The 24,703-nt window shown below is 36.5% G+C and carries 22 protein-coding genes; 19 read left to right on the top strand and 3 right to left on the bottom strand.

Annotation, left to right across the window (positions count from 1 at the left end; translation table 11 throughout):
• Nucleotides 1-340: 340 nt before the first annotated feature.
• From IV36_RS08205 to hisC, 17 genes are all read left to right on the top strand, one after another.
• Nucleotides 341-2,089, top strand: a complete 1,749-nt coding sequence (locus IV36_RS08205; RefSeq protein ID WP_056991656.1) for a thiamine pyrophosphate-dependent enzyme — start codon at nt 341-343, stop codon at nt 2,087-2,089.
• A 25-nt stretch (nt 2,090-2,114) separates the two neighbouring features.
• On the top strand, nt 2,115-2,327 hold the full coding sequence (locus IV36_RS08200; RefSeq protein WP_420864923.1) for a hypothetical protein: 213 nt from the start codon (nt 2,115-2,117) through the stop codon (nt 2,325-2,327).
• A gap of 300 nt (nt 2,328-2,627) precedes the next feature.
• On the top strand, nt 2,628-3,371 hold the full coding sequence (locus tag IV36_RS08195) for a gamma-glutamyl-gamma-aminobutyrate hydrolase family protein (protein ID WP_056991654.1): 744 nt from the start codon (nt 2,628-2,630) through the stop codon (nt 3,369-3,371).
• A 10-nt stretch (nt 3,372-3,381) separates the two neighbouring features.
• On the top strand, nt 3,382-4,737 hold the full coding sequence (locus IV36_RS08190; RefSeq protein WP_056991653.1) for a glutamine synthetase family protein: 1,356 nt from the start codon (nt 3,382-3,384) through the stop codon (nt 4,735-4,737).
• Between the two features lie 8 nt (nt 4,738-4,745).
• Nucleotides 4,746-5,882, top strand: a complete 1,137-nt coding sequence (locus IV36_RS08185) for an amidohydrolase family protein (RefSeq protein WP_056991652.1) — start codon at nt 4,746-4,748, stop codon at nt 5,880-5,882.
• Complete coding sequence (locus IV36_RS08180) at nt 5,872-7,194, top strand: APC family permease (protein ID WP_056991651.1); 1,323 nt, start codon at nt 5,872-5,874, stop codon at nt 7,192-7,194. Before IV36_RS08185 ends, IV36_RS08180 begins: the two co-directional genes overlap by 11 nt.
• 218 nt (nt 7,195-7,412) lie before the next feature.
• On the top strand, nt 7,413-8,318 hold the full coding sequence (locus tag IV36_RS08175; protein WP_056991650.1) for a Gfo/Idh/MocA family protein: 906 nt from the start codon (nt 7,413-7,415) through the stop codon (nt 8,316-8,318).
• 52 nt (nt 8,319-8,370) lie between these two features.
• On the top strand, nt 8,371-10,164 hold the full coding sequence (locus tag IV36_RS08170; protein ID WP_235810283.1) for a DUF2207 domain-containing protein: 1,794 nt from the start codon (nt 8,371-8,373) through the stop codon (nt 10,162-10,164).
• 83 nt (nt 10,165-10,247) lie between these two features.
• Complete coding sequence (locus tag IV36_RS08165; protein WP_056991649.1) at nt 10,248-10,664, top strand: GtrA family protein; 417 nt, start codon at nt 10,248-10,250, stop codon at nt 10,662-10,664.
• Between the two features lie 555 nt (nt 10,665-11,219).
• Nucleotides 11,220-12,863 carry a peptidase M20 gene (locus tag IV36_RS08160; RefSeq protein ID WP_056991648.1) on the top strand — a complete coding sequence of 548 codons (1,644 nt, stop codon included), beginning with the start codon at nt 11,220-11,222 and terminating at the stop codon, nt 12,861-12,863.
• 13 nt (nt 12,864-12,876) lie between these two features.
• Nucleotides 12,877-13,716, top strand: a complete 840-nt coding sequence (locus tag IV36_RS08155) for a dimethylarginine dimethylaminohydrolase family protein (RefSeq protein ID WP_056991647.1) — start codon at nt 12,877-12,879, stop codon at nt 13,714-13,716.
• Between the two features lie 17 nt (nt 13,717-13,733).
• Complete coding sequence (locus IV36_RS08150) at nt 13,734-14,564, top strand: transporter substrate-binding domain-containing protein (protein WP_056991646.1); 831 nt, start codon at nt 13,734-13,736, stop codon at nt 14,562-14,564.
• A gap of 26 nt (nt 14,565-14,590) precedes the next feature.
• Entirely contained in the window at nt 14,591-15,277 is a 687-nt protein-coding gene (locus tag IV36_RS08145) for an amino acid ABC transporter permease (RefSeq protein ID WP_056991645.1), read from the top strand.
• A 12-nt stretch (nt 15,278-15,289) separates the two neighbouring features.
• Nucleotides 15,290-16,030 (top strand): amino acid ABC transporter ATP-binding protein, encoded by a 741-nt coding sequence (locus IV36_RS08140; protein WP_003691474.1) that lies wholly within the window; start codon nt 15,290-15,292, stop codon nt 16,028-16,030.
• A 21-nt stretch (nt 16,031-16,051) separates the two neighbouring features.
• On the top strand, nt 16,052-17,332 hold the full coding sequence (locus IV36_RS08135) for an aspartate aminotransferase family protein (RefSeq protein WP_056991644.1): 1,281 nt from the start codon (nt 16,052-16,054) through the stop codon (nt 17,330-17,332).
• A gap of 16 nt (nt 17,333-17,348) precedes the next feature.
• The gene (locus IV36_RS08130) at nt 17,349-18,716 is read left to right on the top strand and encodes an NAD-dependent succinate-semialdehyde dehydrogenase (protein WP_056991643.1); all 1,368 of its coding nucleotides are present in this window, start codon (nt 17,349-17,351) and stop codon (nt 18,714-18,716) included.
• Nucleotides 18,717-18,890: 174 nt separating this feature from the next.
• Nucleotides 18,891-20,000: a histidinol-phosphate transaminase gene (gene hisC / locus IV36_RS08125; RefSeq protein WP_056991642.1), complete on the top strand. Its 1,110-nt coding sequence runs from the start codon at nt 18,891-18,893 to the stop codon at nt 19,998-20,000.
• Nucleotides 20,001-20,202: 202 nt separating this feature from the next.
• Here the strand turns inward: hisC and IV36_RS08120 are convergent, their stop codons facing one another.
• The 3 genes from IV36_RS08120 to IV36_RS08110 all read right to left on the bottom strand — a co-directional run bounded on the left by IV36_RS08120 (nt 20,203) and on the right by IV36_RS08110 (nt 23,605).
• A complete protein-coding gene (locus IV36_RS08120; protein ID WP_056991641.1) occupies nt 20,203-21,042 on the bottom strand; it encodes a YitT family protein in 840 nt (279 codons plus the stop codon).
• Nucleotides 21,043-21,136: 94 nt separating this feature from the next.
• Nucleotides 21,137-22,282 carry a glycerate kinase family protein gene (locus tag IV36_RS08115; RefSeq protein ID WP_056991640.1) on the bottom strand — a complete coding sequence of 382 codons (1,146 nt, stop codon included), beginning with the start codon at nt 22,280-22,282 and terminating at the stop codon, nt 21,137-21,139.
• 15 nt (nt 22,283-22,297) lie between these two features.
• Nucleotides 22,298-23,605, bottom strand: a complete 1,308-nt coding sequence (locus IV36_RS08110; protein ID WP_056991639.1) for a GntP family permease — start codon at nt 23,603-23,605, stop codon at nt 22,298-22,300.
• Nucleotides 23,606-23,928: 323 nt separating this feature from the next.
• On the opposite strand from IV36_RS08110, the gene IV36_RS08105 reads away from it, so the two are divergent.
• Together IV36_RS08105 and IV36_RS12210 are read left to right on the top strand one after the other, a co-directional pair.
• Entirely contained in the window at nt 23,929-24,378 is a 450-nt protein-coding gene (locus tag IV36_RS08105; protein WP_056991638.1) for a LytTR family DNA-binding domain-containing protein, read from the top strand.
• A gap of 3 nt (nt 24,379-24,381) precedes the next feature.
• Nucleotides 24,382-24,703, top strand: a 322-nt coding sequence (locus IV36_RS12210; protein WP_420864922.1) for a LiaF transmembrane domain-containing protein, incomplete at its 3' end; no start/stop codon positions are given.

Here is a 24,703-nt window from a genome sequence, read left to right as displayed (position 1 = left end):
AAGCAACTATAGCAACTGTTTTTTGTGGGAGCTTAAGCTTAATGCAAATGGTTAGTACTTGATTGCTGGCGTAAAATTAGGAACATAACGTTTTCCTTGTCATAATAATTTAAAATTGAACGGAAACTTTGAGCTTCTTTGAGTTGTAAAGTACAATTATAAAGGTCAATGAAGGACTATATTAAAATTAAATTTTAATATGGTCTTTTTTTTATTGTAAAAATAAAAAAATAAACTTACTATTGAAAAGCATTTATAAAGGTGTTAGAGTGGAATTTGTAATAAAAAAGGTAACAACAAAATAACATAAAGTACAAATATTTATTTGGAGGGAATTATTATGGCAAAAATGACAGCCGGACAGGCACTAGCAAAGGTATTGATTGATTGGGATGTCGATCACATTTATGGCATTACTGCAGATTCAATCAATAATACAGTTGATGGTTTTTATAAAGAAAAAGCAAAAATAAATTATATTCAAGTTAGACATGAAGAAGTAGGAGCACTAGCAGCCGCAGCCGATGCTAAGTTAACTGGAAAAATAGGTGTTAGCTTTGGGTCTGCTGGGCCTGGTGCGGTTCATTTATTGAATGGCTTGTATGATGCAAAGATGGATCATGTGCCTACATTAGCAATTGTTGGTCAATCTGCAACAGGAGTTATGAATACAAACTTTTTCCAGGAAATGAACCAAGATCCAATGTTTGTGGATGTTGCGGAATTTCATAAGCAGGTTGTTAGTGCTGAACAGATTCCCTATGTTGTTGATGAGGCCGTTCGCTCTGCATACGCGACGAAATCTGTTTCTGTCGTGATTATTCCTGATGATTTGTCAGGACAAGAAATTGATTTTAATGGCTTCAAGACCAAACCATTGAGGGCAACTACAACTCAAGTAGTTCCAAAGCAAGCAGATGTCACAACCGTGTTAAATGCTCTAAAAGAAGCAAAAAATCCTATTTTGTGGGTCGGCAAAGGAGCTTATGGGGCACGCAAAGAGGTCGTTGCAGTTTCAGAAAAATTCGGTTTGCCAGTCTTATCTACTGCCCCAGCGACAGGAGTAATGCCTACAAACCACAAAAACTTCATGGGATCATGGGGGCGTTTAGGCACAAAACCAGCTTTTGAAGCTGGATTAATGAGTGATCTTGTACTTTTTGTTGGGACTAACTTCCCATTTGTAAGATATTTGCCAGAAACAATAAAGTTTATTCAAGTAAATAACAATTTAGCTGATTTGGGAAAACAAAGAGATGCAGACATCACAGTTTTGGCAGATTCTAAATTATTTTTAGCGGAATTACTAAAGTCAGATTTTTCGGTTGAAGAACGAACATTTCTCAAGGCCTCACAAATTAATAAGCAAAATTGGGATAACTGGTTAGATGAGCTTGCTTCTGATGACAAGGCAGGTCTGAGTGCAGAAGGAGTAATGCGTGCGATTAAAGAAAATTCGCATGATAATGCAGTCTTTGGACTCGATGTTGGTAATAACACTGAATGGGCAATTCGTCAGTTACCATTTGACAAGCAGCAAAGATTCTCAATGTCGGCATGGTACGGCACAATGGGTTTTGGTCTGCCGGCTGGTCTAGCAGGTAAGCTCAGCTATCCAGATCGTGAAGTTTGGACAATTTCGGGAGACGGTGGATACGCAATGGTAATGCCTGATTTACTGACAGAAGTTAAATATAACTTGCCAGTTATCAATGTAATACTTGAAAATAAAGCATTTGGATTCATTCAGCACGAAAAATTGATGGCAAATCAAGTACTTTATGGAATTGATTTGTTAGGAGCAGATTGGGCACATATGGCTGAGGATATGGGGGCAATTGGTTTTACGGTAACGAATCTTGGTGAGTTGAATAACGTTATGAAGAAGATTAGTGAGCTACAAGCAAGTGGAAACACCAAACCTATCGTAGTTGATGCCAAAATTAAGAATGTAGATCCAATTGATACAAGTTTTGTAACAGTTGATGAAGATATTTTTGGCAAGGATACAGTCGAAGAATACAGAAAACAATATAATATTAGTGAAGAATTGCAGCCAGCTCTATCAACTATTTTGAAGCAAATCTAAAATCGATTATTAAAAAGAGGCGATTGTGTTGTTAATTATTCAATATTTTAATCAAGGAGTTAAAGAAGAAATTAAGTATAGCTCAGAGGATCAGTTTGTTGCCCGTCAACAGCTGGAGGTGCCTGATTTACAAGATTATTATCGAATTTTTAAGGTAACACTAGACGGAAAGCCACTAACCGATTTTAAGGGCACAATGATTATTGATTTATTTAATCACTATAGTACACTTGGCTGATTTATTGTGGGTTAAAATAAGCGTACAAGTTTCTTTGAAATCCGAATATTAATCAGCTCAGTGAAATATATTTATCTGGAATTACCAAATGGAGTTGGATCAAAAGCTAAATTTTGATTCGGCTCCATTATTTTGATTTCCCCAAAAATTGTTGCATAAGTCAAAACTTTTTTGTTTCGCTCTTTTAGGCAAAAGCAGCTGATTTATGCAGTCATGCTAATAATTGATAGTTGTAATTAAGTTAATTTATTACTATGATATGATAAGTAACGCTCACTTATAGAAAGGATGATACCACTTATGAAACCAATTATTGGAATGCCCAGCGATCAATTAATTGAAACAAATCCACGAATGCCTGGAGATTATTTGGCATATGCTCCACATGATGTAAAAGAAGCAATTTATGCGGCAGGTGGTATCCCAATCATCTTGCCATTTCCTGAAAAGTTTGACGATGTTGAAGACTCAATTCAAGATATAGTTGCAATGATTGATGGGCTAATGCTTCCGGGCGGACCAGATGTTGATCCATTATTTTATGGTGAAGAACCTATTCCAGAAATTGGAATGACTATTGGAATGGAGGATAAATTTGAAATTGCGTTAATAAAAGAAGCAATAAGAGTTGGGAAACCGATATTGGGAATCTGTCGTGGAATTCAGGTTTTAAACGTTGCTCTGGGAGGAACGCTTTATCAGGATCTAAAGGCACAAAATCCCAATGTGAAAATCCAACATGCTCAAGCAACCTTAGGCCATTTCAAAACACATCATGTTAAAATTGAGGACAATTCGCGACTAAGTAGCTTATTAGGGGATAATTCTTTGGTTAATTCAAGACATCACCAAGCAATCAAACAAGTTGCAGAAGGCTTGACGGTAGCTGCAATATCTCCTGACGGGATAGTTGAGGCAGTTGAATCAGAGAACAGTAATCAGATTCTTGCCGTCCAGTGGCATCCAGAAAACTTGTGGCAAAATGATAAAGAACAATTCAAGTTGTTCACAGACTTTGTAGAGCGATCAGCCATCAAAAAATAGAGGCAAGAATATGCTAGAAGAAAATATTAAAAATATAATCGACCGTTTAGATGAACAGGGAATTGAGCTTCTAGAATTTATTTATGTAGATTATACTGGTATTCCTCGTGGAAAGACGATGTTTCTTTCTGAAGTGGGAAATCATTTGAGTGCTGGCATGGGAATTACAAAGGCAATGCCAGCTTCGACAATGCGCGATGAAATTGTTTCTGTTGCTGGTATGAATGCAGTTGGAGAATATCGACTAGTTCCAGATTTGAAGTCACTTCGAATATTGCCATATGCGCCAACTGTTGCGACAATGATGTGCGATTACAGGGATCAAGACAATCAAAAAATGGAATTTGATCCACGTGTTTCTTTACAAGCAATTGTTGCTGAATATAAAAAGCTTGGTTTTGAGATAAAAATGACATACGAAAGTGAATTTACCTTGTATCAAAGAAAGCCAGATAATTCGTTGGAGCCATACAACCCTAAGATTTGTTTTGCAGCTGAAGCAATGGATAATTCGTATCATTTTCTGCCAAAACTTATAAAAAACCTGCGTGAAATTGGAATAAGTCCGGTTGAGTATTATCCAGAGGCAGGTGCAGGACAGCATGAGTTGCCGATTGCTCCAACTGATCCGCTCACTGCTGGGGATAATGAGATCAGATTAAAAAGAGTTATAAAAGAATTTTTTGCAGCTACTGAATTGTATGCAACATTTGCTCCCAAGCCAAATTTGAATTCGGCTTCTAATGGTGCTCATATCCACATGTCATTATGGAAGGATGGGACGAATGTCCTTTATGATAAGGAGGATCAATTGGAATTAAGCCAAGTTGGTTACTATTTTGTTGCTGGACTATTACGACACATTAATGCGCTGCTTGCGCTCACTTGTCCAACAGTTAATTCTTATCAAAGATTGCAGCCGGGTCACTGGAGTTCTGCTTATGCAACATTTGGTAAAGACAATAGAGAAGCAGCGATTAGAATTCCGTCAACTTTTAGGGGCGACAGGGCCAGTTCAATGAACATTGAACTAAAAGCAAGTGATGCAACTGCTAATCCTTATATGGCACTTGCTGGGATTCTGAGCGCAGGCTTAGATGGAATTAAGAATAAAAGCACACCTTTGACACCAATTGATGTAGTTCCAGAAACATTGACAGAAGGTGAAAGAGAAGAAAAGAAAATCAGTCGTTTGCCGCAGTCTTTAAGTGAGGCACTCGCTGCGCTAAAAGAAGATTCCGTAATGCTCAAAACTTTCTCAAATGTTGGGATTGAAACATATGCCAAAGTCAAAGAGAGTGATATTGCTTATTTTGAAGGAAAGACTGCTGCAGAAATAGCAGCAGCACATCGTGATATATACTAGGAGGAAAAATGGATTTAGCAGAATTTATTCAATCAATGCCGCTTCTAGACCATCATTGCCATTATTTAATAAGTGTGGATGTTAAAGACAGAGAGGAAAGGTTAGCTCAAGTTTCGACTGAAGCTGATAATAACTATCCCATTGAAGATACTAAAAATAGGTTAGCTTGGTGGTCATTTAAGGAAGAAGCAAAGAGTTTTTACAAAAAAGATGATCAGAATTTCTTACAGCCCTTTACACGTCAGGAATATATAGAATATAATCACTCTATTTTTAAACACTATAACTATCAAATGCTTTTAATTGATACAGGTTTTGTTCCAGCTAATCCCATAACGAGCATCACGGAAACACAGGAGATAACAGGTGTCACAGTGCGGACGATTTATCGAATAGAAACGCATGCAGAGACATGGATGCAAAAAGAGGCGGACTTTGAAACATGGTGGCAAGCACTGGAAAACGATGTTGCAAGTGCCAAGGAAAATGGTTTCGTGGGCTTTAAGTCGATTGCAGCATATCGCTTCGGACTCAGGCTTAAAAAAGTAGCCACTGCAAAGGCAAGAGAGGCTTTTATTAACTGGAAAGAATCTGGAAACACGCGTTTGACCGATGCAGCGCTTATTTGTTTTATTTTATGGAACCTTGCACCCGTTTTAGTCGAGCAAAAAATGCCTCTACAATTCCATGTGGGGTACGGTGATGCTGATACAGATATGTTTGAAGGAAATCCATTATTGATGCGTCCTTTTCTGAATGAATGGAGCGTGAAAGGACTAATAGTTGTTTTGTTACACTGTTATCCATATCATCGTGAGGCAGGCTATCTTGCCAGTGTATTTCCAAATTTATATTTTGATACTTCTTTGATTAATCCGTTGGGCACTGCCTCAGTCGAACGTGTTTTGGATGAGGCACTTGAGTTAGCACCCTATTCGCGTTACTTATTTGCATCAGATGCAAGTACTTACCCTGAGATGTATGGTGTTGCAGCTAGAAGATTCAAAGAAGCGTTAAGTCAACATTTTGCTAAGCTGAGGAATATTCCGGTTGAACAAAAGGAACAATGGATCAGAATGATCTGCTATCAAACAAGTACTAATTTATATTTGAAAGCGAGAAACGAAAGGAAAAATGAAAAATAAAAAACTATCACTACTGGAAGTATTGGGATTATCAGTAGCTATGTTAGCACCAACTGGGGCAATGGCATTCAATACAGCCGGAGCAGTAGCAAATTCAGGAGTTGTTGCACCACTTGGATTCCTGCTGGCAGGCTTGGGAATATTATTTGTTGGTATTTCTTTTGTCACATTAGGAAGAAACATCGATGGTGAGGGATCAGCGTATGCATATAATGCTAAAGCCTTAGGAGAAAAAACTGGATTTATTTCTGGCTGGCTGCTTGTCTTAACATACGTAACATTTGCATTTAGCAGTTCAGCGGTAGTTGGTAATTTTTTGGATGTTTTTTTCAAGCATTTCAATATTAATCTTCCGGTTTACCTATACGTTATTGCTGTTTTGCTAATTGGTGGTGCCTTGAGTCATCTAGGAATTGAATTCTCTACAAAATTTGCAATTATTTTGGAATTATTTGCAGTTGGTGCACTGATTGTTTTGACAGCAGCAATATTAATTCAAGGCGGCGATGCTGGAATTACAGCAAGACCTCTGAATCCGGCAAATGGAACATTTTCTGGAATCGGGGCAGGAATGATTTTTGCTCTGATGTCATTTGCGGGTTTTGAAGGTGCAGCAACAATTGCACCAAGGGCAAAGAAACCAGCTAAGGCAATTACCGTTGCAATCTTTGGATCTGTTGCTTTTGCAATGATTTTCTATTTTATTGTCAGTTATACAGAGATTATTGGCTTTGGAACAGCTAATATTGCAAAAATGCAGAATTCATCAGCTCCATTGAATTATTTATCGATAAGATATGTAGGTACATGGATGGCTATTTTTATTGATTTTGCTTCTGTTACAAGTTATTTTGCCTGTTATTTTGGTGCTTTGAATGCTGGTGCTTTCATGATTCAAGCACTATCAAAAGAGGGCTATCTGATGTCTTGGATGAGCGAGCTAAAAGGAGCGAAGAAAACACCGGTTCATGCACTTGATTTGATAACGATACTTTCCTTGATTTTCTATGCCATAATTGGAATTGGCATGGGAGTTAGTGCGGGAGATTACTATAATTATTTGGGAACGATTGGTGTGATTGCCTTATTATTGGTGTATGTTTTAGTAAGTGTTGGTGCAATTGCATTTTTTCGGAAGAAAAGTAAAAATAATATTTTATTTTTGATTGTACCTATTATCGCAATTCTAGTGATGGTTTTCCCTATTTATAGTAACTTGTGGCCGATTCCAGCGTGGCCGATGAATACATTTCCCTATATTGTCTTTGTTTGGCTGCTAATAGGTATTTTTATACCGAAGAAGAAAGGCTAACGTTTTAAATATGTTAGTATGAGTGAAGTAAGTTGATACATCTTTGAGATGAACAACTTACTTCACTTTTTTTGTATGGAAGTAAATATGAGAGAACTTATTTATCTTGTTGGATGTAGCGAAAACTTCTTTTAAAAACTAAAATATTATATAACTGCTAAATATGATAGGCTTTAAGTATAAAAAAGAGAATGGAATTTAAGAGGAGGGTGTATTTAATGAAGATAGGAGTAATAGGATTAGGCAATATTGCACAAAAAGCTTATCTGCCAACATATTCAAAAATAAGGGATCAAGCCGATTTTATTTTTGCAACGCGAAACGAAGAAGTTCGAAATAAACTAACAAGACAGTATAATTTGAAAAAAACTGTTAAATCTATTGATGAGCTTATTGCACAAAATATCGATGCCTGCTTTATTCACAGTGCAACTGCCGCTCATTATGAACTTGCTAAAAGATGTTTGGCAAATGGAATTCATGTTTTTATAGATAAACCTGCTAGCGAAAACTTGAAACAAGTTAAAGAGTTGCAGCTGCTAGCGTTGAACCAATCAAAAATATTAATGATTGGTTTTAACAGGCGTTTTGCTCCAATGGTCAATAGGTTAAAAAATGTCAAAAATAAAAGAATTATTTCACTGCAAAAGAATCGTGTCAATGCGATTAATGATACAAGATTTGTGATTTATGACCTTTTTATTCACCTTGTTGATACAGCCGTTTATATGCTTGATGATAAGATCCTCAAGAGTGATAGTAAGCTGATTCAAACTGATGGGAAACTTGAGATGATTACAGTGACAATGGAGACTGCGAAAACACTCGTTAACCTGACAATGGATCTGAATAGCGGCTCCAATCAAGAGCTATATGAAGTGACAAGTAGCACTGGAACTTATGTATTGGAAAATCTTACGAAATTAAAGATATATCAAGAAAACAGCACTGAGACACTTTCATTTGATGACTGGGACAATCCACTATATGTTAGAGGTTTTGAGCAAATGGTATCTAATTTCATAACATCGGTCAAAATAACAACGTCAAGTGATTTAAGACAGAGAAATGTCTATCTAAGCCATAAAATTTGTGATGAAATAATAAACAAAATTCAGCAATAAAAAATATATTTTGGGGGAGATTCTACTGAATACGCGAAAAAATACAGGGAGAATGTATGAAAAAGTACTAATATCGGTCTTGACTTTTGCTATAGCAATTATAATGGGGTTCATTAATGCCAATGCTGATAGTTATGATATTAAAAACTATGATGTGAATGCAGCTGTTCAAAAGGATGGCAGCGTTTGGTTAACGCAGAAGATAAGGTATGATTTTGATGGCTCTTTTCATGGTGTCTACTATAATCAGGATATTAAGGGAATTGACGGTGTTTCTGATGTTAGTGTTGAAGCAATTGAGGACGGTAATGTAGAAAAAATTCCATTATCTGATAAGAAAATCAATAATACTTTTTCTCAGACGAAGTCGACCAGCCAATTAAAATTAAAAGTTTATCACAGTGTCGAGGACAAGGAAGTGACCTTTGTCTATCGTTATTTGTTACATGGTGTAATCAAAAATTATAAGGATACAGCTGAACTGAATTGGAAAATAATCGGAAGTAAATGGGATGTTGCACTCAATAATGTCAAGATCAATATTGAACTACCCAAAAAAAATATCACAAGACTGCAGGCGTGGACGCACGGTGATTTAAGTGGGAAGACGACAGTAAGCAAGAAACAAGGAACTGTAGAAATATCCTTGAAAAGGAATCCCGCTAATACTTTTGTCGAGAGTCATATTGTTTTTCCAGTGAGCGTGACTGCATTAAATCAAAATACTAGTGAGCAAAATGCTTTAAAGGCTATTCAAAGAAAAGAACGTGCATTAGCTTTAGAAGCAAATGAAAAAAGAAAACGTGAAGAACAGAATAAAGTATTTTTTAAAAAGATTATGTTCGTTCTTATGATTATCATGATTGCTTTATGGTTTTTGTGGAGTTACATGAATCCCGGAAATAAAGGTAAAAAGAAGCGCCCAATTGTTCATTCGTATGAAATTCCACGACTTTCACCTGAAGTTACTCAAGTCATATATAGGAATAAGAAACCGGATACTGCTGCTTTTAGTGCATTTATATTAAAGCGGGCAGCTAGCCATCAAATCGAAGTAAAAGAATTAAGTGAAAAGAAGAAGGATTTTAATATTATTTTGAGAGATATTAAGCTCATTCATAACTACGGTATCTTCAGGGAAATGTTTAATAACGTGGGAGATGGAAATCAGTTCACGTTGTCCGAATTAAAGAGGTTTGGGAAAAAAGGAACTGGGGGAAAGCAACTTTTTGATGCATATTGTTTATGGCAGAAAAATATTGTAAAAGCCGCTGATAAAACGGGATATAAGGATAATCAGAATATAAGTTTAAGGAAGAAAGCTTTGGCATGGTTGATTGCAGTAACGTTAGTGGGCGTTGGCACATTATTTTTATTTGCAAATAACTTTCTTATGTGTGGATTATTGGCGATACTGTATACTGTGTTTTTATTTTCCTGTATTCACTATTATCGCTCCCATTCTTTATATTCTGAAAAGGGGAAAGAATTAAAGTACCAAATTATGTGCTTTAGAAAAATGCTTGATGATATTGGAAATTTTGATATGAAAAAAGTTGGAGATTTGGTATTGTGGGAACAAATATTACCATATGCAGTCTCATTAGGATTAGCAAGTAAAGTAATAGCTGCACTAAGAATAAATTTTGATGCGGCTGAACTTTCCACAATGGGAGTTTATTATCCGCTTTTGATTGGTGGAAATTGGAACTTTAACGACGCATTAACAACAAGTGTAGGCTCTGCAATTACAAATTATAATAGCTCTGCTAGCGGCGGTTCTGGTGGCTTCAGTGGAGGTTCATCTGGTGGCTTTGGCGGAGGATCCGGTGGAGGAGCCTTCTAAATTATAAATAAATCTGGGGTAGTGCCAGTTTTTGTAGTACAATTACACGGGTACTATTAATTAATTTTTAGTTGAGGTTTATTATGAATAAGTTAATTGAACTTTTTGAAAAATATAAACAAGTTATTGCTTATCTTTTTTGGGGCGGAACAACGACTGTAGTCAATATTGGAATATTTGAGCTCTGGCACTTACAAGGTTTAAATTATCAAATTGGAAATGTGATCGCATGGTTTGTCTCAGTTCTTGTTGCATATATTTCCAATAAATTATGGGTATTTAAAACACCATTTGGAAGCTTTAAGGACGTATCACGTGAATCAAGTTCGTTTTTTTTCTATAGATCAATAACATTATTAATGGATATTGTGATTACTTGGGTGGGGATTTCATTATTAGGATGGAATTCACTTTTGGTCAAGATAATTGATAATATTATTGTTGTCGTTGCTAATTATTTCTTTAGCAAGTGGTATATTTTTAAAAAAACAATTCATTAATTTTTTTCCATATTATGATTCTTTTGCAGTTTGAATGCATGTGAATAGCTTAAGAATGTCTAAAAGGCCATGACGGATTTATGTCATGGCCTTTTTTTTGCAGGGAATGATATAAGAAAATGAATTAAGAAATTTTTGGATATATGATGGCTCAATAATTCAAGAACAGCAATGATAATTGGCTGGAGATTAGTTAAAAAATAATTTTAAGAGATGAAGATGTTAGAAGCAGGAGGAACACCAGGTGTCATTTTTTCTATTCATTTTCTAATGAATAATAGAAAAAAGTGGTTGATAAAGATAAGTATATAATGAAAATTTATTTTGAAAGAAAATAAATAGTCAATAATACTTTTTATTATAAATCAATAAGTAAGCGATCCCATTTTTAACGATCCCCATTTAAAGGCATTTTATGGTGGATGTAAAGAACGAAAACGCATAAAAAAGTACTTTTTTGGAATGAAAAGTATTAATAAATCTGATGTGATGTTTATTGACGTAAAGAAATATATAAATTATAATTCGATTAAATTAAGAGAATGAAGTGATAAGATGGATTCAGCATTTGATTTGGAGACAGTTACAGATGAGAAACAAAGAATAGAGTTGCTTACAAGGGAACTGGTAGCCACAAAAAGTGTTAATGGCACGAATGGCGAAGTTGACTTAGTAGAAAAACTTGAAAGGATTTTGAGAACTTTTACAGTTTTTAAAAAGCATCCTGAGTGGGTTTGGACACAGAAGATAGAGGGTGATGCACTAGGAAGAAAAAATATCTTTGCTTTTTTGGGTAAAGAGGGCACACAGAAAACAGTCTTATATCATTCTCACTTTGATACTGTTGGTTTGGAAGATTTTGGATCAATCAAGGGGAAGGCATTGGATCCCGATTATCTTGAACAATATTTTTCGAGTTATGATAGCGACCGTGAAATTCAAAATGATGCAAATACGGGAGACTGGCTTTTCGGTAGAGGTGCATTAGATATGAAGAGCGGAGACGCCGTCAACATTTCCAACTTATTATATTTCAGTGAACATCCGGAACTTCAAACGGGTAATTTGTTGTTTATGGGCAACTGTGTTGAAGAAAATGATCATAGCGGAGTAATTGCTGCTCTGGATGAATTGAAGAGATTACAAGAGGAATGGAAATTACAATATAGTGTGGCTATAAATACTGATTTTATTAGTCCTAAGTACGCTGGTGACACACAGAAATATATTTATTATGGAGCGGCTGGTAAAACATTGACCTGTTTTTATATTAAGGGAATCGAGACCCATGTGGGTAATACCTATGCTGGGATAGATTCAACATTAATTGCTAGTCGCATTAATTTATTGATTAACAACAATCCTGACTTTGTTGAAGACATTCCAGGTGAAGAAATCTTGCCATCTTCATGTCTGATGCTACGTGATCAAAAGGATTTTTATAATGTTCAAACTGCAAAAGTAACTGAGATGTATTTCAATACCTTCACTTATAAGAAACCTGTTTTTGAAATAATTGAGCAGTTAAAGACTGCCGTTAAGGCTGATTGTAAGAAGTTAGTGGAAGAAGCAGAGCGACGGGAAAATGAATTTCTTAGTAAGTTGAATTTTCCGAAAGTTGATAATGAACGTAAGCTTAATGTATACAGCTTCGAAGAATATCTTGATCACTTGGGTGATTTGGGAATAGATTACCAGTCACTTATTGAAAGCTTCATTAATAATAATTCTGAATTAGATAAGCGTTCTGCTGGATTTAAGCTGATAGACTTTCTTGATCAGCAAGTTAACGATAACGAAGCCAAAGTTGTTCTATTCTTAGCACCGCCATTTTGTCCGCATAATAGTATTTCACAAGATTCCAAAGTGTATCAGGACTTAAGTGGTGTATTAAGGGAAAGCGATGAAAAAATTAATTTTACAATGAAACAATTTTTCCCTTATTTGTCTGATAGCAGTTATCTAATGATTGATGAAACTCAACAAGAAATAGAAAAAATGAAGAGTAATTTTCCACTTGTAGAACAGCTGTATCCTCTACCTTATGATAAAATGCGGGAATTAAATATTCCAGCAGTCGATATCGGAGTTTACGGTAAAGGCGCACATACTTGGAAGGAGAGAGTTTACAAACCTTATTCATTTGGGGTATTACCCAAGTTAATCAGAAATTACACCCAAAAAATTTGGGAAGATTAAGGAGATAAAAGATATGTTTGTAAGAAATGGAACATCAACACTAAAAAAGGTTTTGACCTGTCCTCCTACTTTTCTGGATGAAGCGGCACCAATTAATGAAATTTCAAAGAAGTATCAAGATCAGCCTTTAGATAAAGCAAAACTATTGGATGAGTATCAGCAGTTATTGGATGCTTATGCTGAAGCAGGTGTCCAAGTTGAACAATTGACACCACAAGAGAGCATGACTAATTCAGTTTTTGCCAGAGATTTTGGCGGATGTGTAAAAGAAGGATATATACTTGGCAGTTTTAAGGAACCGTTACGTTATGCGGAGCACGCAGCGTATGAAGAAAAAATGGCTGAGCTAGGAATTCCTAAGATTTTAGAAGTTAAAAAGGGACTTTTTGAAGGTGGGGATTTTGCCTTTTTAAGAGAAAACATAATTGCAGTCGGAATAATAGAGAGGACCAATATGGAAGGCTTCAATGAATTGAAAGCTGGGTTAGAACCTCTAGGATATCAAGTATATCCTGTACCTGCGGATTCGCGATACTTACATTTGGATATGTGTTTCAATCTAGTTGATGATAATTTAGCAGTAGCTTACGAAGAGGGGCTGCCAACCGAATTCAAGGAACTGTTGAATAAACTGGAAATTGAGATCATTAAGGTTCCTGAAGAAGCAATATTTCAGCATGGGTGCAACTTGGAAAGCCTAGGTCAACATCGAGTTTTGTCGTTGAAACAAAACAAAGATGTGAACAATGCTTTGCGTGAACATGGAATGGAGGTAATTGAATTAGATATAACTGAAACTTTAAAAGCAGGTGGCGGACCGCATTGTATGACATTTCCACTACATCGTGTATAAAAATTGGAGGGGTTTTTATGAAAAAAGTACTCAAAAAGGGATTGGGAGTTATTGGAGCAACGATTGCTCTTGGATTGGTATTAGCTGGCTGCAGCAGTAGTTCAAGTTCTGATAATAGTGTTAAGAAGATTCAAGATAAAGGAACTCTGGTTGTCGGAACATCTGCTGATTATGCACCATTTGAATTTCCTATAGTCAAGAATGGTAAAAAGCAAATTGTTGGGTACGATATGATGATTGCACAAAAAATTGCAGATAATTTGGGAGTAAAACTGAAGATCGAAAATACAGAATTCCCATCTCTTATTTCTGAATTGAAGGGTAATAAGATAGATTTAGTTCTTGCAGGAATGGTTTCAACAAACGAACGAAGGAAAGTTGTTGCATTTTCTAAATCGTACTACACGGTCAAAAATGTTCTATTGGTACAAAAGAAAGATGCAGATAGTTTTAATACAGTAGCCTCGGTTAAAGGAAAGCAAATAGGGGCACAGCAGACGACGACTCAAGAAACAATCGCAAAAAATCAATTAAAGGGTAGTAATGTTGTTACAGAAGGTGTTTTGACGAGCCTAACAACTGAACTCTTACAAGGAAAATTAGATGGTGTTGTTGTTGAAAATGAAATTGCTGATAATTATTTGAAACAGTTCCCTGGCAAGTATGCAATTGCAAAGGTTAAGTTAAATACTCCAAAGGAACAAAGATCAGTTAACGTTGCAGCAAGAAAGGGTGACAAAGCACTCGTTAAACGTGTCAACAAGGTAATTACAAAGTTACAAAAGAGTGGCGAAATGACAAAGATGTTTAAACAAGCACAAGAATTGCAGTCAAAGTATGGTAAATAGATAAACAATAATAAAGGGTGAAGACAATGTTCGATTTTTTAAAGCAGTACTATCCGGTGTTTCTTGAAGGAACTGCACAAACAATTTTAATCTCAATAATCGGTATATTTATCGGCATCCTTTTGGGTCTGGTTTTTGTAATGTTCCGACTATCAAAGCACAAAGCTCTTTCTTACATCGCACGCGTTTATATTGCGATTGTTCGTGGAACTCCTGCAATGATTCAAGTTATGCTGATTTATTACACACTTTCAAATATATTAGCTGTTCCACAAATTCAGTTTTTAGGTTCTGGGTTGGATAGGGTTATCCCTGGTTCAATTGCGCTTGGAATAAATTCTGGTGCGTATACCGCTGAAATTTTCCGTTCAGGTATCATTTCAATCCCCAAAGGTCAAACCGAGGCTGGAATATCATTGGGGCTAAGTGAAAAAACGACAATGTTTTCAATTATATTGCCACAAGCAGTTAGAAATATTTTACCTGCATTAGGTAATGAATTTATCTCATTGGTTAAAGAGTCTTCGGTGTTATTTTACATCGGTGTTCAAGAGGTTACAGCACAGGCTCTTGGAGTTGGTGGAACCTTGTATAATTTTGTTCCTCCATTGATTGTTGCGGCAGCTATTTATTTCGTACTCACATTTGTTCTTTCACAGTTGATGCAGCTGATGGAGAAAAAAATGGGACGCAAATATGCACAGAGTAATTAGGGAGGACAACCGATGACAGAAGAAAATATTATTGAAGTAAAGAACTTGAAAAAAGCTTACGCGGATAATGTTGTTCTTGAAGATATTTCGTTTACAGTAAAAAAATCAGAGAAGGTTGTTCTGATAGGACCATCTGGTGGCGGCAAAAGTACATTGCTAAGATGCTTAAATAGACTTGAAGGTGATTATTCAGGCAAAGTTGTTTTTGAAGGTGAGGAGTTAAATAGCGCTAGTAAGGATAAATTACGGATCCTTAGACAGAGAATGGGAATGGTATTTCAGCAGTTTAATCTTTTTCCAAATAAGACGGTGCTTGAAAATATTACATTTGCGCCCGTTAAGTTAAAAGTGGATACTCCCCAAAAAGCAATTGAGCATGCGCATTCATTACTGGAGCAAGTCGGTTTGTCGGAGAAAGCAGATGCTTATCCGCAATCATTATCTGGAGGACAACAGCAACGTGTGGCGATTGCACGTGCACTTGCTATGAATCCTGAAGTCATGCTGTTTGATGAACCAACTTCAGCGCTTGATCCAGAAGTGGTTGGAGAGGTGCTAGGTGTAATGGAAAAGTTGGCAGCTGATGGAATGACAATGATTATTGTTACACATGAGATGTCTTTTGCTCAAAATGTTGCAGATAAGGTCTTATTTATGGATAAAGGAAGAATTGCTGATAGTGGCAATCCAAAGTACATTTTTGAAGAAACTAAAAATACGCGGACGCAATCATTTTTATCTAAAGTGATGTAGTCTGTGAATGGAGTGGATAATGTGGTTAAGTCTTTATATGAGCGTTCGTTAGAAGTACTGCCTCCTGTTGCGAAAAGAGCAACCAAACTTGGTGTAACAAAAGGTGAAGGAGTCTATCTTACTTCTGAAGATGGCGAACAGTATCTCGACTTTGCGGCTGGTGTTGGTGTTGTTAATTGTGGGCACAATAATCCTAAAGTTGTTGCAGCAGTTGAAAAACAATTACATGAACTTGTGCATGGTGGACACAATGTTGTTTATTACCCGTCATACATTGAACTGGCTGAAAAACTAGTAAAGAGAGTTGGAAAAGATTATAAAGTTTATTTTTCTAACAGTGGTGCTGAAGCTAATGAAGGGGCTGTAAAACTCGCACTGAGTGTTACAAAGAGAAATGGAATCATTGCTTTTACAAGTTCTTTCCATGGACGGACACTTCTAACAGCTGCTATGACAGCTTCGAATGCACAATATCGTAAAAACTATGAGGGTGTATTACCACCTGTTTATCATGTTGATTTTCCAGATGTTTACAATTCTAAGCTGAGCGTTGATGCTGAAGTTGAAAGATGTATTGCTCAGCTAGAGAGTCTCTTCCATAGTGTTTTGGCACCATCTCAAGTTGCATGTATCGTTGTTGAACCTGTACAAGGTGAAGGAGGGTATCTTCCCGCCCCAAAGATCTTCTTGGAAAAACTGCGCGCAATTTGTGATGAACATGGAATACTGTTGATTTTTGATGAAATTCAGAGCGGCTATGGACGAACTGGCCACTTGTTTGCAAAAGATTACTATGGGGTTCAACCTGATGTCTTGACTTCTGCAAAGGGGATCGCAAATGGGATTCCTTTAAGTGCAGTAATTGGAAAAGCAGAATATATGGATCAATGGGAACCTGGAGCACATGGCGGTACATTTGGTGGAAATCCACTTGCTTGTGCTGCGGGAAATGCCGTTTTAGATATTATGGATGATAATTTCCTAGGAAATGTACGTAAGAAAGGTGCATATTTCAAAGAAAAACTAGAATTATTGGCAGATAAATATGATGTGATTAGCAGTGTACGCGGATTAGGGTTAATGATTGGCATGGAATTTAGAGATCCTCAGACTAATAAACCCGATACGGAACTAGTTGCGAAGATTAGGGAAGAAGCCCTGAAAGAACATTTAATTTTGTTAAATTGTGGTGTCTTTCATAATGTAATTCGTTTTATTCCACCATTGGTAGTTTCATCTGATATTATTGATGAAGCATTAGCGATCATTGATCGAAGTATCGCAAGAAGTATCGTTGAATAACGGAAGGGGTCGTAATATGGCATATAAGGTTATTAATCCATATTCTGGAAAATTAGTTAAAGAATATGAATTGATGTCTGACGATGAAATCGCAGAAAAGCTTAACCAGGCTGAGCAGTTTTATAAAACTCAAAAAAAAGTTCCAGTTTCACAGAGAGCAAATAAATTGTTAAATTTTGCTGAGATACTTGAAAAAAATCAAGATAAATTGGCAAATGAGGCTGCAATTAATATGGGAAAGAAAATTGCCGAGGGCAGAGGCGAAGTTTTACTATGTGCGAACCTGGTTCGTTATTATGCCGAAAAGGGACCAAGCTTGCTCGAACCCAAACCTTATGAATATGCGAATGGCAAAAAAGCACTTTTGGAACATCACTCAATTGGGATTGTTGCAAGCATTGAACCTTGGAATTTCCCATATTCACAGGTTATTAGAGTTTTGGCACCTAACTACTTGTTAGGAAACCCGGTTGTACTTAAGCATGCAGGAATTGTTGCGGGGTGTGCAAAATTGCTTGAAGAGTTGGCGATAGAGGCCGGCTTGGATGATGGTGCGTTTGCAAATCTCTTTGTGTCACATGAACAAATTGCCGAGGTTATTGCAGATGAAAGAGTTCAAGGCGTTGCCTTAACAGGATCTGAAGATGCTGGTCGTATAATTGCTGGACAAGCCGGAAAGAGTTTAATTAAGTCAACGATGGAACTTGGCGGTAGCGATGTGTTTGTAGTACTTGATGATGCTGATCTTGAATTGGCAATAAATGACGCGATTGGTGCGCGTCTGCGAAATGCAGGCCAGGTATGTACTTCGGCCAAAAGATATATTGTAGAAGAAAGTGTTGCTGAAAAATTTATTTCAGGTATAAAACAGAAATTTACAGATATTAAATTAGGTGATCCTCTTGATGAGAATACTGAATTAGCCCCGTTATCTTCAAAACAGGCCGTTGAAGGACTTCAAAAACAAGTTGAAGAGGCTGTTGCAAATGGAGCAGATGTTCTAGTCCAAGGTGGACCTGTCGAGGGGAATGGCTACTTCTTCAGACCAGTTGTTTTGACTAATATAAAACCGAAGAATCCTGCTTATTACCAAGAATTCTTTGGACCAGTGGCACAAGTTCATGTTGTCCCAGACGATGAAGCTGTAATTGAACTGGCCAATGATTCTTTCTTTGGATTAGCTGGAGCTGTATATTCGCAGAATGTAGAAAGAGCACATACTGTTGCATCTGAGATTGAAACAGGGCAAGTCTTCATTAATCGACCTTCTGGTGCGCATCCAGAGCTGCCATTTGGTGGAGTAAAACATTCAGGATATGGTCGGGAAATGAGTGACCTAGGTCTCTACGAATTTGCTAATGAAAAGATAATCGTGTTTAACTGATTTATTTCATTAATTTGAATTAGATGCAGCAACGGGGAGGTGCCAATTATTACTTTGGTACAGCCCCTTTTAATTGAAAATCTAATCTCTAGTAGGCTGCTGTACTTGTAGAAGAAAAATGTTGTGAGTTAAGTTTTAAGTTTGTAGTTTTTCAAAAAAGGTTTGGAGGTAGTCATGAAAGAAAGTACAATGAGTCTGAACTTAAGAAAGCAAGTTGATGATTGTAGGCCGTATATAGCTGGTGAAACAGAGGCTTCGGTGTTAAAAAGATATGGGTTAGATAAGGTTGTTAAGTTAGGCTCAAATGAAAATCCATTTGGACCTTATGAAAATGCCAAAAGAGCTATGAAAGAAAGTTTAAAAGTAATTAATCGTTATCCTGAAGATGATTATGTAGAACTGACTGAGGTACTTGCCAAAGTTAATAACTTAGACGTCACAAATGTTGCATTAGGGAGTGGGGCAGGTAATGTAATTGAGACAGTAGCTAGACTGTTAATAGACGAAGGTGATGAGGTCCTAGTTGCCAAGCCTACATATCGTTTATATCGCGAAGTTTCGATTCTAATGGGGGCGGTTATCAAGAATGTTCCAGTGAAATCAGATTTTACCTATGACTTTGAGGCAATGAAAGAAAGTATTTCAGATAAGACGAAGTTGATTTGGCTGTGTAATCCTAATAATCCAACTGGGGTAATCAACGATAGAAGAGAGATTGAAAGATTCATTGAAAGTGTCGGTGAAGATGTATGGATTGTCTTGGATGAAGCGTATGCCGACTTTATTAATGAGGGTCAACGCCCTGAAATAGTCGAGCTCCTGAAGAATAAGAAACTAATTGTTATTAGAACTTTCTCTAAGTTCTATGGTATGGCTGGGGCACGAGTTGGTTATATTATGGCTCAAGCTCCTGTAATTAGTGCCTTTGATACAATTACCGAGCCATTTTGTGTAAATCGGACTGGGCTTTTTGCTGCAAAGGCTGCTTTGTTAGAGGATCAGAAACAAGCTTACAAGGTAAAAGAGTTTATTTCGAATGAACGTGAGCGAATGAGTATCGCCTTAAACAAACGAGGATTTACAGTTATACCGTCTAGTTCAAATTTCATTTTTGCAAAACTGCCTGATGGCTTTTATTCTGCAGAAATATGTGAACAGCTTATGGCAAAAGGAGTCATCATTCGTGAATGTGATGCTTGGGGTTATCCTGAGTATGTGAGAATAACTGTAGGAAAGAAAGAAGAAAATGATTTCTTACTCAGTAAGTTAGATGAAGTTATTTGAAATTAAAAAGGGGCTTGGCCAAAAGTTATATTTTGACCAAGCCTCCTCTATTTATTCCGGAATAAACGTGTTTCATAAGTTAAAATTTTCAGTCTAACTTTGAAAAGCCATGGTAAATGGCTCTTTTTTGTGATTTTGTGTTAATAATCAATTTTACCAACTTATGTCACGGACACTCCCTCTTTTGCTGAAAATGGATATGTTAAAGTCCTAAGCGGCCACCATGGACTTTAACAACATTAGAAGTGATAATAAATGCCTCTGGATCAATAGCATGAATTGCACGAAGCAAAGGGCCATAACTTTGATTATCAACAACAAGCATCAGGATTTCTTTTTGATTGTCACTGTAGCCACCACGGACGTCGTACACGGTCAAGCTATGATCAACGTTAAGTGCCATTTCTTGAATTTCCTTTGTCTTATGGAGACTCATGACCTGAATTTGAAATTTATGATCTAGCCCTGTTTCAATATAGCGCATAACGACAGAAGTAATAATTAACGAGAAAACGGCTAAAAAGAAGGCATTCAAGCCCATTGTAAAAATATTAAAGAAAGTTACGATAAAATCAATGACCAGAAGTGAGATCGCAGTGTTAATGTGAAAATATTTGCGTATGATTAGTGGGGGGACGGTCGTTCCACCGCTAGAAGCATCAATTCGATAAAGCATAGCGATACCAAATGCAAAAATTATTCCGCCAATAGTAACAGCAAGAAAGGAATCATCGACAAGCTTAAAACTAGGTGTTAGATACATGAAAAGAGGTAACAGGAAACTACCTAATGTAATTTTTTGAACGACTTTTCTTTCCAAAAAGAAAAAAGCCAAAATAATCATAATGACATTTATTACTAGTACTGAAGTTGCTGTATTAATACCAAAAGCAGCGTTTAACAAAATTGCGATACCAGTTGATCCACCAGCAGCGACCTCAATTGGTGAGTAGAAAAAATTAATGGAAATAACTATTATTTCAAGTGCTACGATGAGTATCAAAAAATTAATTATTGGTTTTTTTCTGAGATTTTTTGGCATGGATGGCTCCTTTCATATCACTTATTAGTAATATTTTACCAAAAATCCAGTAGTGACGCGAGAATTCTTGCACAAAAAGTCAGTATCAAAGCCACTAAGATCTTAGGGCGTTAATTAGACGTGCAATATTTTCAGAAGTTTGAGCGATGTCATCTTGACTATCTTTAAAAGCGCGTTCTAGACTTTTAGCACCAGAAACAGTAGAGAAGATTGCATCTATTACGTTATCTTGGTACAAGACATCAACGTCTTTACCTACGTATCCAGCAAGGACAATAACTGGAGTATTAGGAGAAATGCTTTTAGAAGCTTGTGCAACTCCAAATGGTGTTTTTCCATACTGGGTCTGGAAGTCAATTCCACCCTCACCTGTAATGACGAAATCTGCATCACGTACTTTATTTTTTAAGTTCGAATAATTCACTACAATGTCGATTCCATGTTTCATTTGTGCTGTAGTGAAGGCTAGCAGTCCAGCACCCAAGCCACCTGCTGCACCAGCACCAGGTAATGTTGCCACATCTTTATTCAGATATTTTTGCAATATTTCCGAGTAATGAATCAAGCTTTTATCTAGTTGTTGGATCATTTCAGGAGTCGCGCCTTTTTGTGGACCGAAAACAGCCGATGCTCCATTTTTTCCTGTCAATGGGTTAGTAACATCTGATGCAATTACTATCTTGACTTTGGTTAGGCGATCATCAAGGTTCGAAATATCAATTTTAGCAAGATGCGATAAGGCTGCACCACCAAACGGTAAATCTTTTCCTTTTGCATCCAGCAAATGTACTCCGATTGCCTGAGCCATTCCAGCACCCCCATCATTTGTGGCACTGCCGCCGATGCCAAGAATAATTTCTTCGACATTGTGATCAAGTGCATCGATGATTAGCTGTCCTGTTCCAAAAGTAGTTGTAATCAGAGGATTTGCAGTGGCCTTATCAATATAGCCAATTCCACTTGCTTCCGCCATCTCGATTACAGCAGTTTTGGAATTTCCAAGAAGACCATATTTTGCGGTTACCTTGTTTCCGAGAGGACCAGTCACTTCCCTTGAAATTATGGTACCATCTGTGGCATCAACGAGTGACTGAACAGTTCCTTCACCACCGTCAGCCATTGGAACAAGTTCGAAAATTGCTGTGGGAAAAATTTTTGAAATTCCTTTTTTTATGGCCAAAGCGACTTCTTTGGCCGTTAGACTTCCTTTGAATGAATCTGGAGCAATGACAAATTTCATGATAAAAGACCTCACTTAAAATTTTAGAAAACCAAAAATAATTGTTGCAGTTACCATAGCTGTAATACCTATGATGGATTCATAAAGTATACAGCGTGAACGTTCTTTGATGTCCATGTGCATTGCATTTGCAGTGACATGAAAATAGTTTCCGTGTGGCAATTGGTCAATTACAATTGCTCCTGTATGGACCATAGCAGCTGCAGCAAGTGGAGTAACTCCAAATCCTAGGATTGCTTTTGAAAATGACCCAGTTGCTAGGATAACACCAGTTGAGGTTGAGGCAGAAGCTGCTGCCATCAAGATACCAGACAATGGTGCCAGTAAAACACCTGAAATATGACTGATTTTAATCAAATTAATAATTTGTTCCGGTAAGTTTGAAGAGGTAATGGTTGCTCCAATAGTACCAGCGCCGATTAAAATTAGAACAACATCTGTCATGCGATTTATACCAGAGGCAGCATATTCACGAATTTTGTGACCTTGTTTCATAGCAATTGTACCAACAACGGCAGCAAAGGGCAGAATATAAAGTGCATCCAAGTTCAAATTGGTCAAAAAAGTAATGTGAAGAAGTGAGCCGATTGGATTCAATAAAAGCAAGACAACTGCTACTAAAGGTGTTACTAGTGCAGTCTTTAAAGTCGGTAATTGTTTGGGAGATTTTGAACTACTAGGTAATTCAAAATCACGTTCTGTTATCATAGAACCATTTCTTTTAAGCAAGTTTGCTAAGAAAATGGTCATTGCAAGAGCCAAAAGTGCGGGAATTAAATCGGCAATCATAACTTGGCTTAATTGTAGGTTAAACCCCTTTGCGGCGGCAATTGTATTGGGATTAGGTGAAATGATATTACCAGCTTTTCCACCACCAGAAAGTGCGACTAACAAGGATAACTTTGAAATATGCATGCGTTGTCCGACTTCCAGAGCAATTGGAGCAACTATTAGAACAGCGACAGGAATGAAAACACCAACGGCTGTGATGACCATTGTGGCTAAAGATAATGCAAAGAGTGCAAAATGATCACCCAGTTTAGTGACGATTGCACGGGCGATTGTATCGGCTGCACCTGATTCCATCATAACGCCAGCTAACATTCCTGCTGCGAGGACGCGTAAAACCGTCCCCATAACACTTTGTGAACCTTGTATTAAAATATTAATTGTTTGGACTAAGTTTGCTCCACCAAGTAAAGCACCAACTATAGCACCTAAAATCAACGAATAGACAGGATTAACCTTTTTTAGAATTAAAATAATAGCAATGGCTAAGCCAATTAATGCTGCCCACCAAGAAATTGTAAGTGAGGAACTCATTTAAAAACCTCCTAATTGTGAAAAAAATATCAAAATAAGACACAAAATATATTGTACCTTTATGTGATAATAATTACAAGCTCTTTTATATACTGTTAAATCAGTATTCTATATAATATGTATTTACTGAATTAATTCGTTATTTCTTACTTTTTTAAAGTTAATTTAATCACAATAATTTCAATGGAGTTCTTACGAATAGAGAAAAATAAATTGGTGGTGTAAAAAGTTAATCACTTTAAACAAAAAAAACGACCACTTGTGTAAAATCAGTTTACCTTTTTAAAAACATATGGTGTACTTAATTGGAAGGGAAAGATCTTATGAAGATTAGAGTAGAAATTGATAAAGAGGTCAAAGAAACTGAGGTGGTTATACGAGCATCTGAACAAACCACTGATGTTAAAAAATTGTATGAAGAAATTTCAAGAAAAATTATCAACAAAAGAATTAAATTATTTCAAGGAACGACAGAATTTTACATAAATAGTTCTAATATACTTTTTTTTGAAACTGATGAAAGAATTGTTAATGCACATACAAGAAATGACTTATTTGAAACACATTTAAGATTATATGAGCTTGAGAAGTTATTACCGCAAAACTTCATGAGGATTTCGAAATCAGCAATTATTAATCTGGATGAGGTATATACGTTAACGCGTAGTTTAACCGGTAATCTGATTGCTTTTCATGAGTCGTATAAACAGGTGTACGTTTCGCGGAGATATTTCAAAGATGTAAAAAAGAGATTAGAAAGCAGGGAAAAATAAGATATGAGAGCAAAACGTTTTTTTTTAGGAATTATAATTCTGATACTTGCAACATTACTTGTCTCGACAAAATTAGATATTATTAGCTTCCATTTTAAGTTCTGGACAATCGCACTTACAGTCTTGTTTATATTTTTATTGGTTCAAGGAATTATATACAGGAGAATTTCACAAAGTGTTTTTGCGGTAGCCTTTTTAGTGATACTTTATGCTAAGGAGTTGGGTATTGAAAGATTAGGTACGTGGACAATCTTTTTAGTCGCTTGCTTGGTGAGTGTTGGTTTATCATTGATTTTTAAATCATTTGGCAGAAATATGAAAGGGG

Origin of the sequence: Liquorilactobacillus mali (assembly GCF_001437155.1) — a bacterium.
GTDB lineage: Bacteria > Bacillota > Bacilli > Lactobacillales > Lactobacillaceae > Liquorilactobacillus > Liquorilactobacillus mali_A.
The sequence above is the reverse complement of the archived record's forward strand: the minus strand, read 5'-3'. Positions and strand labels throughout refer to the sequence as shown.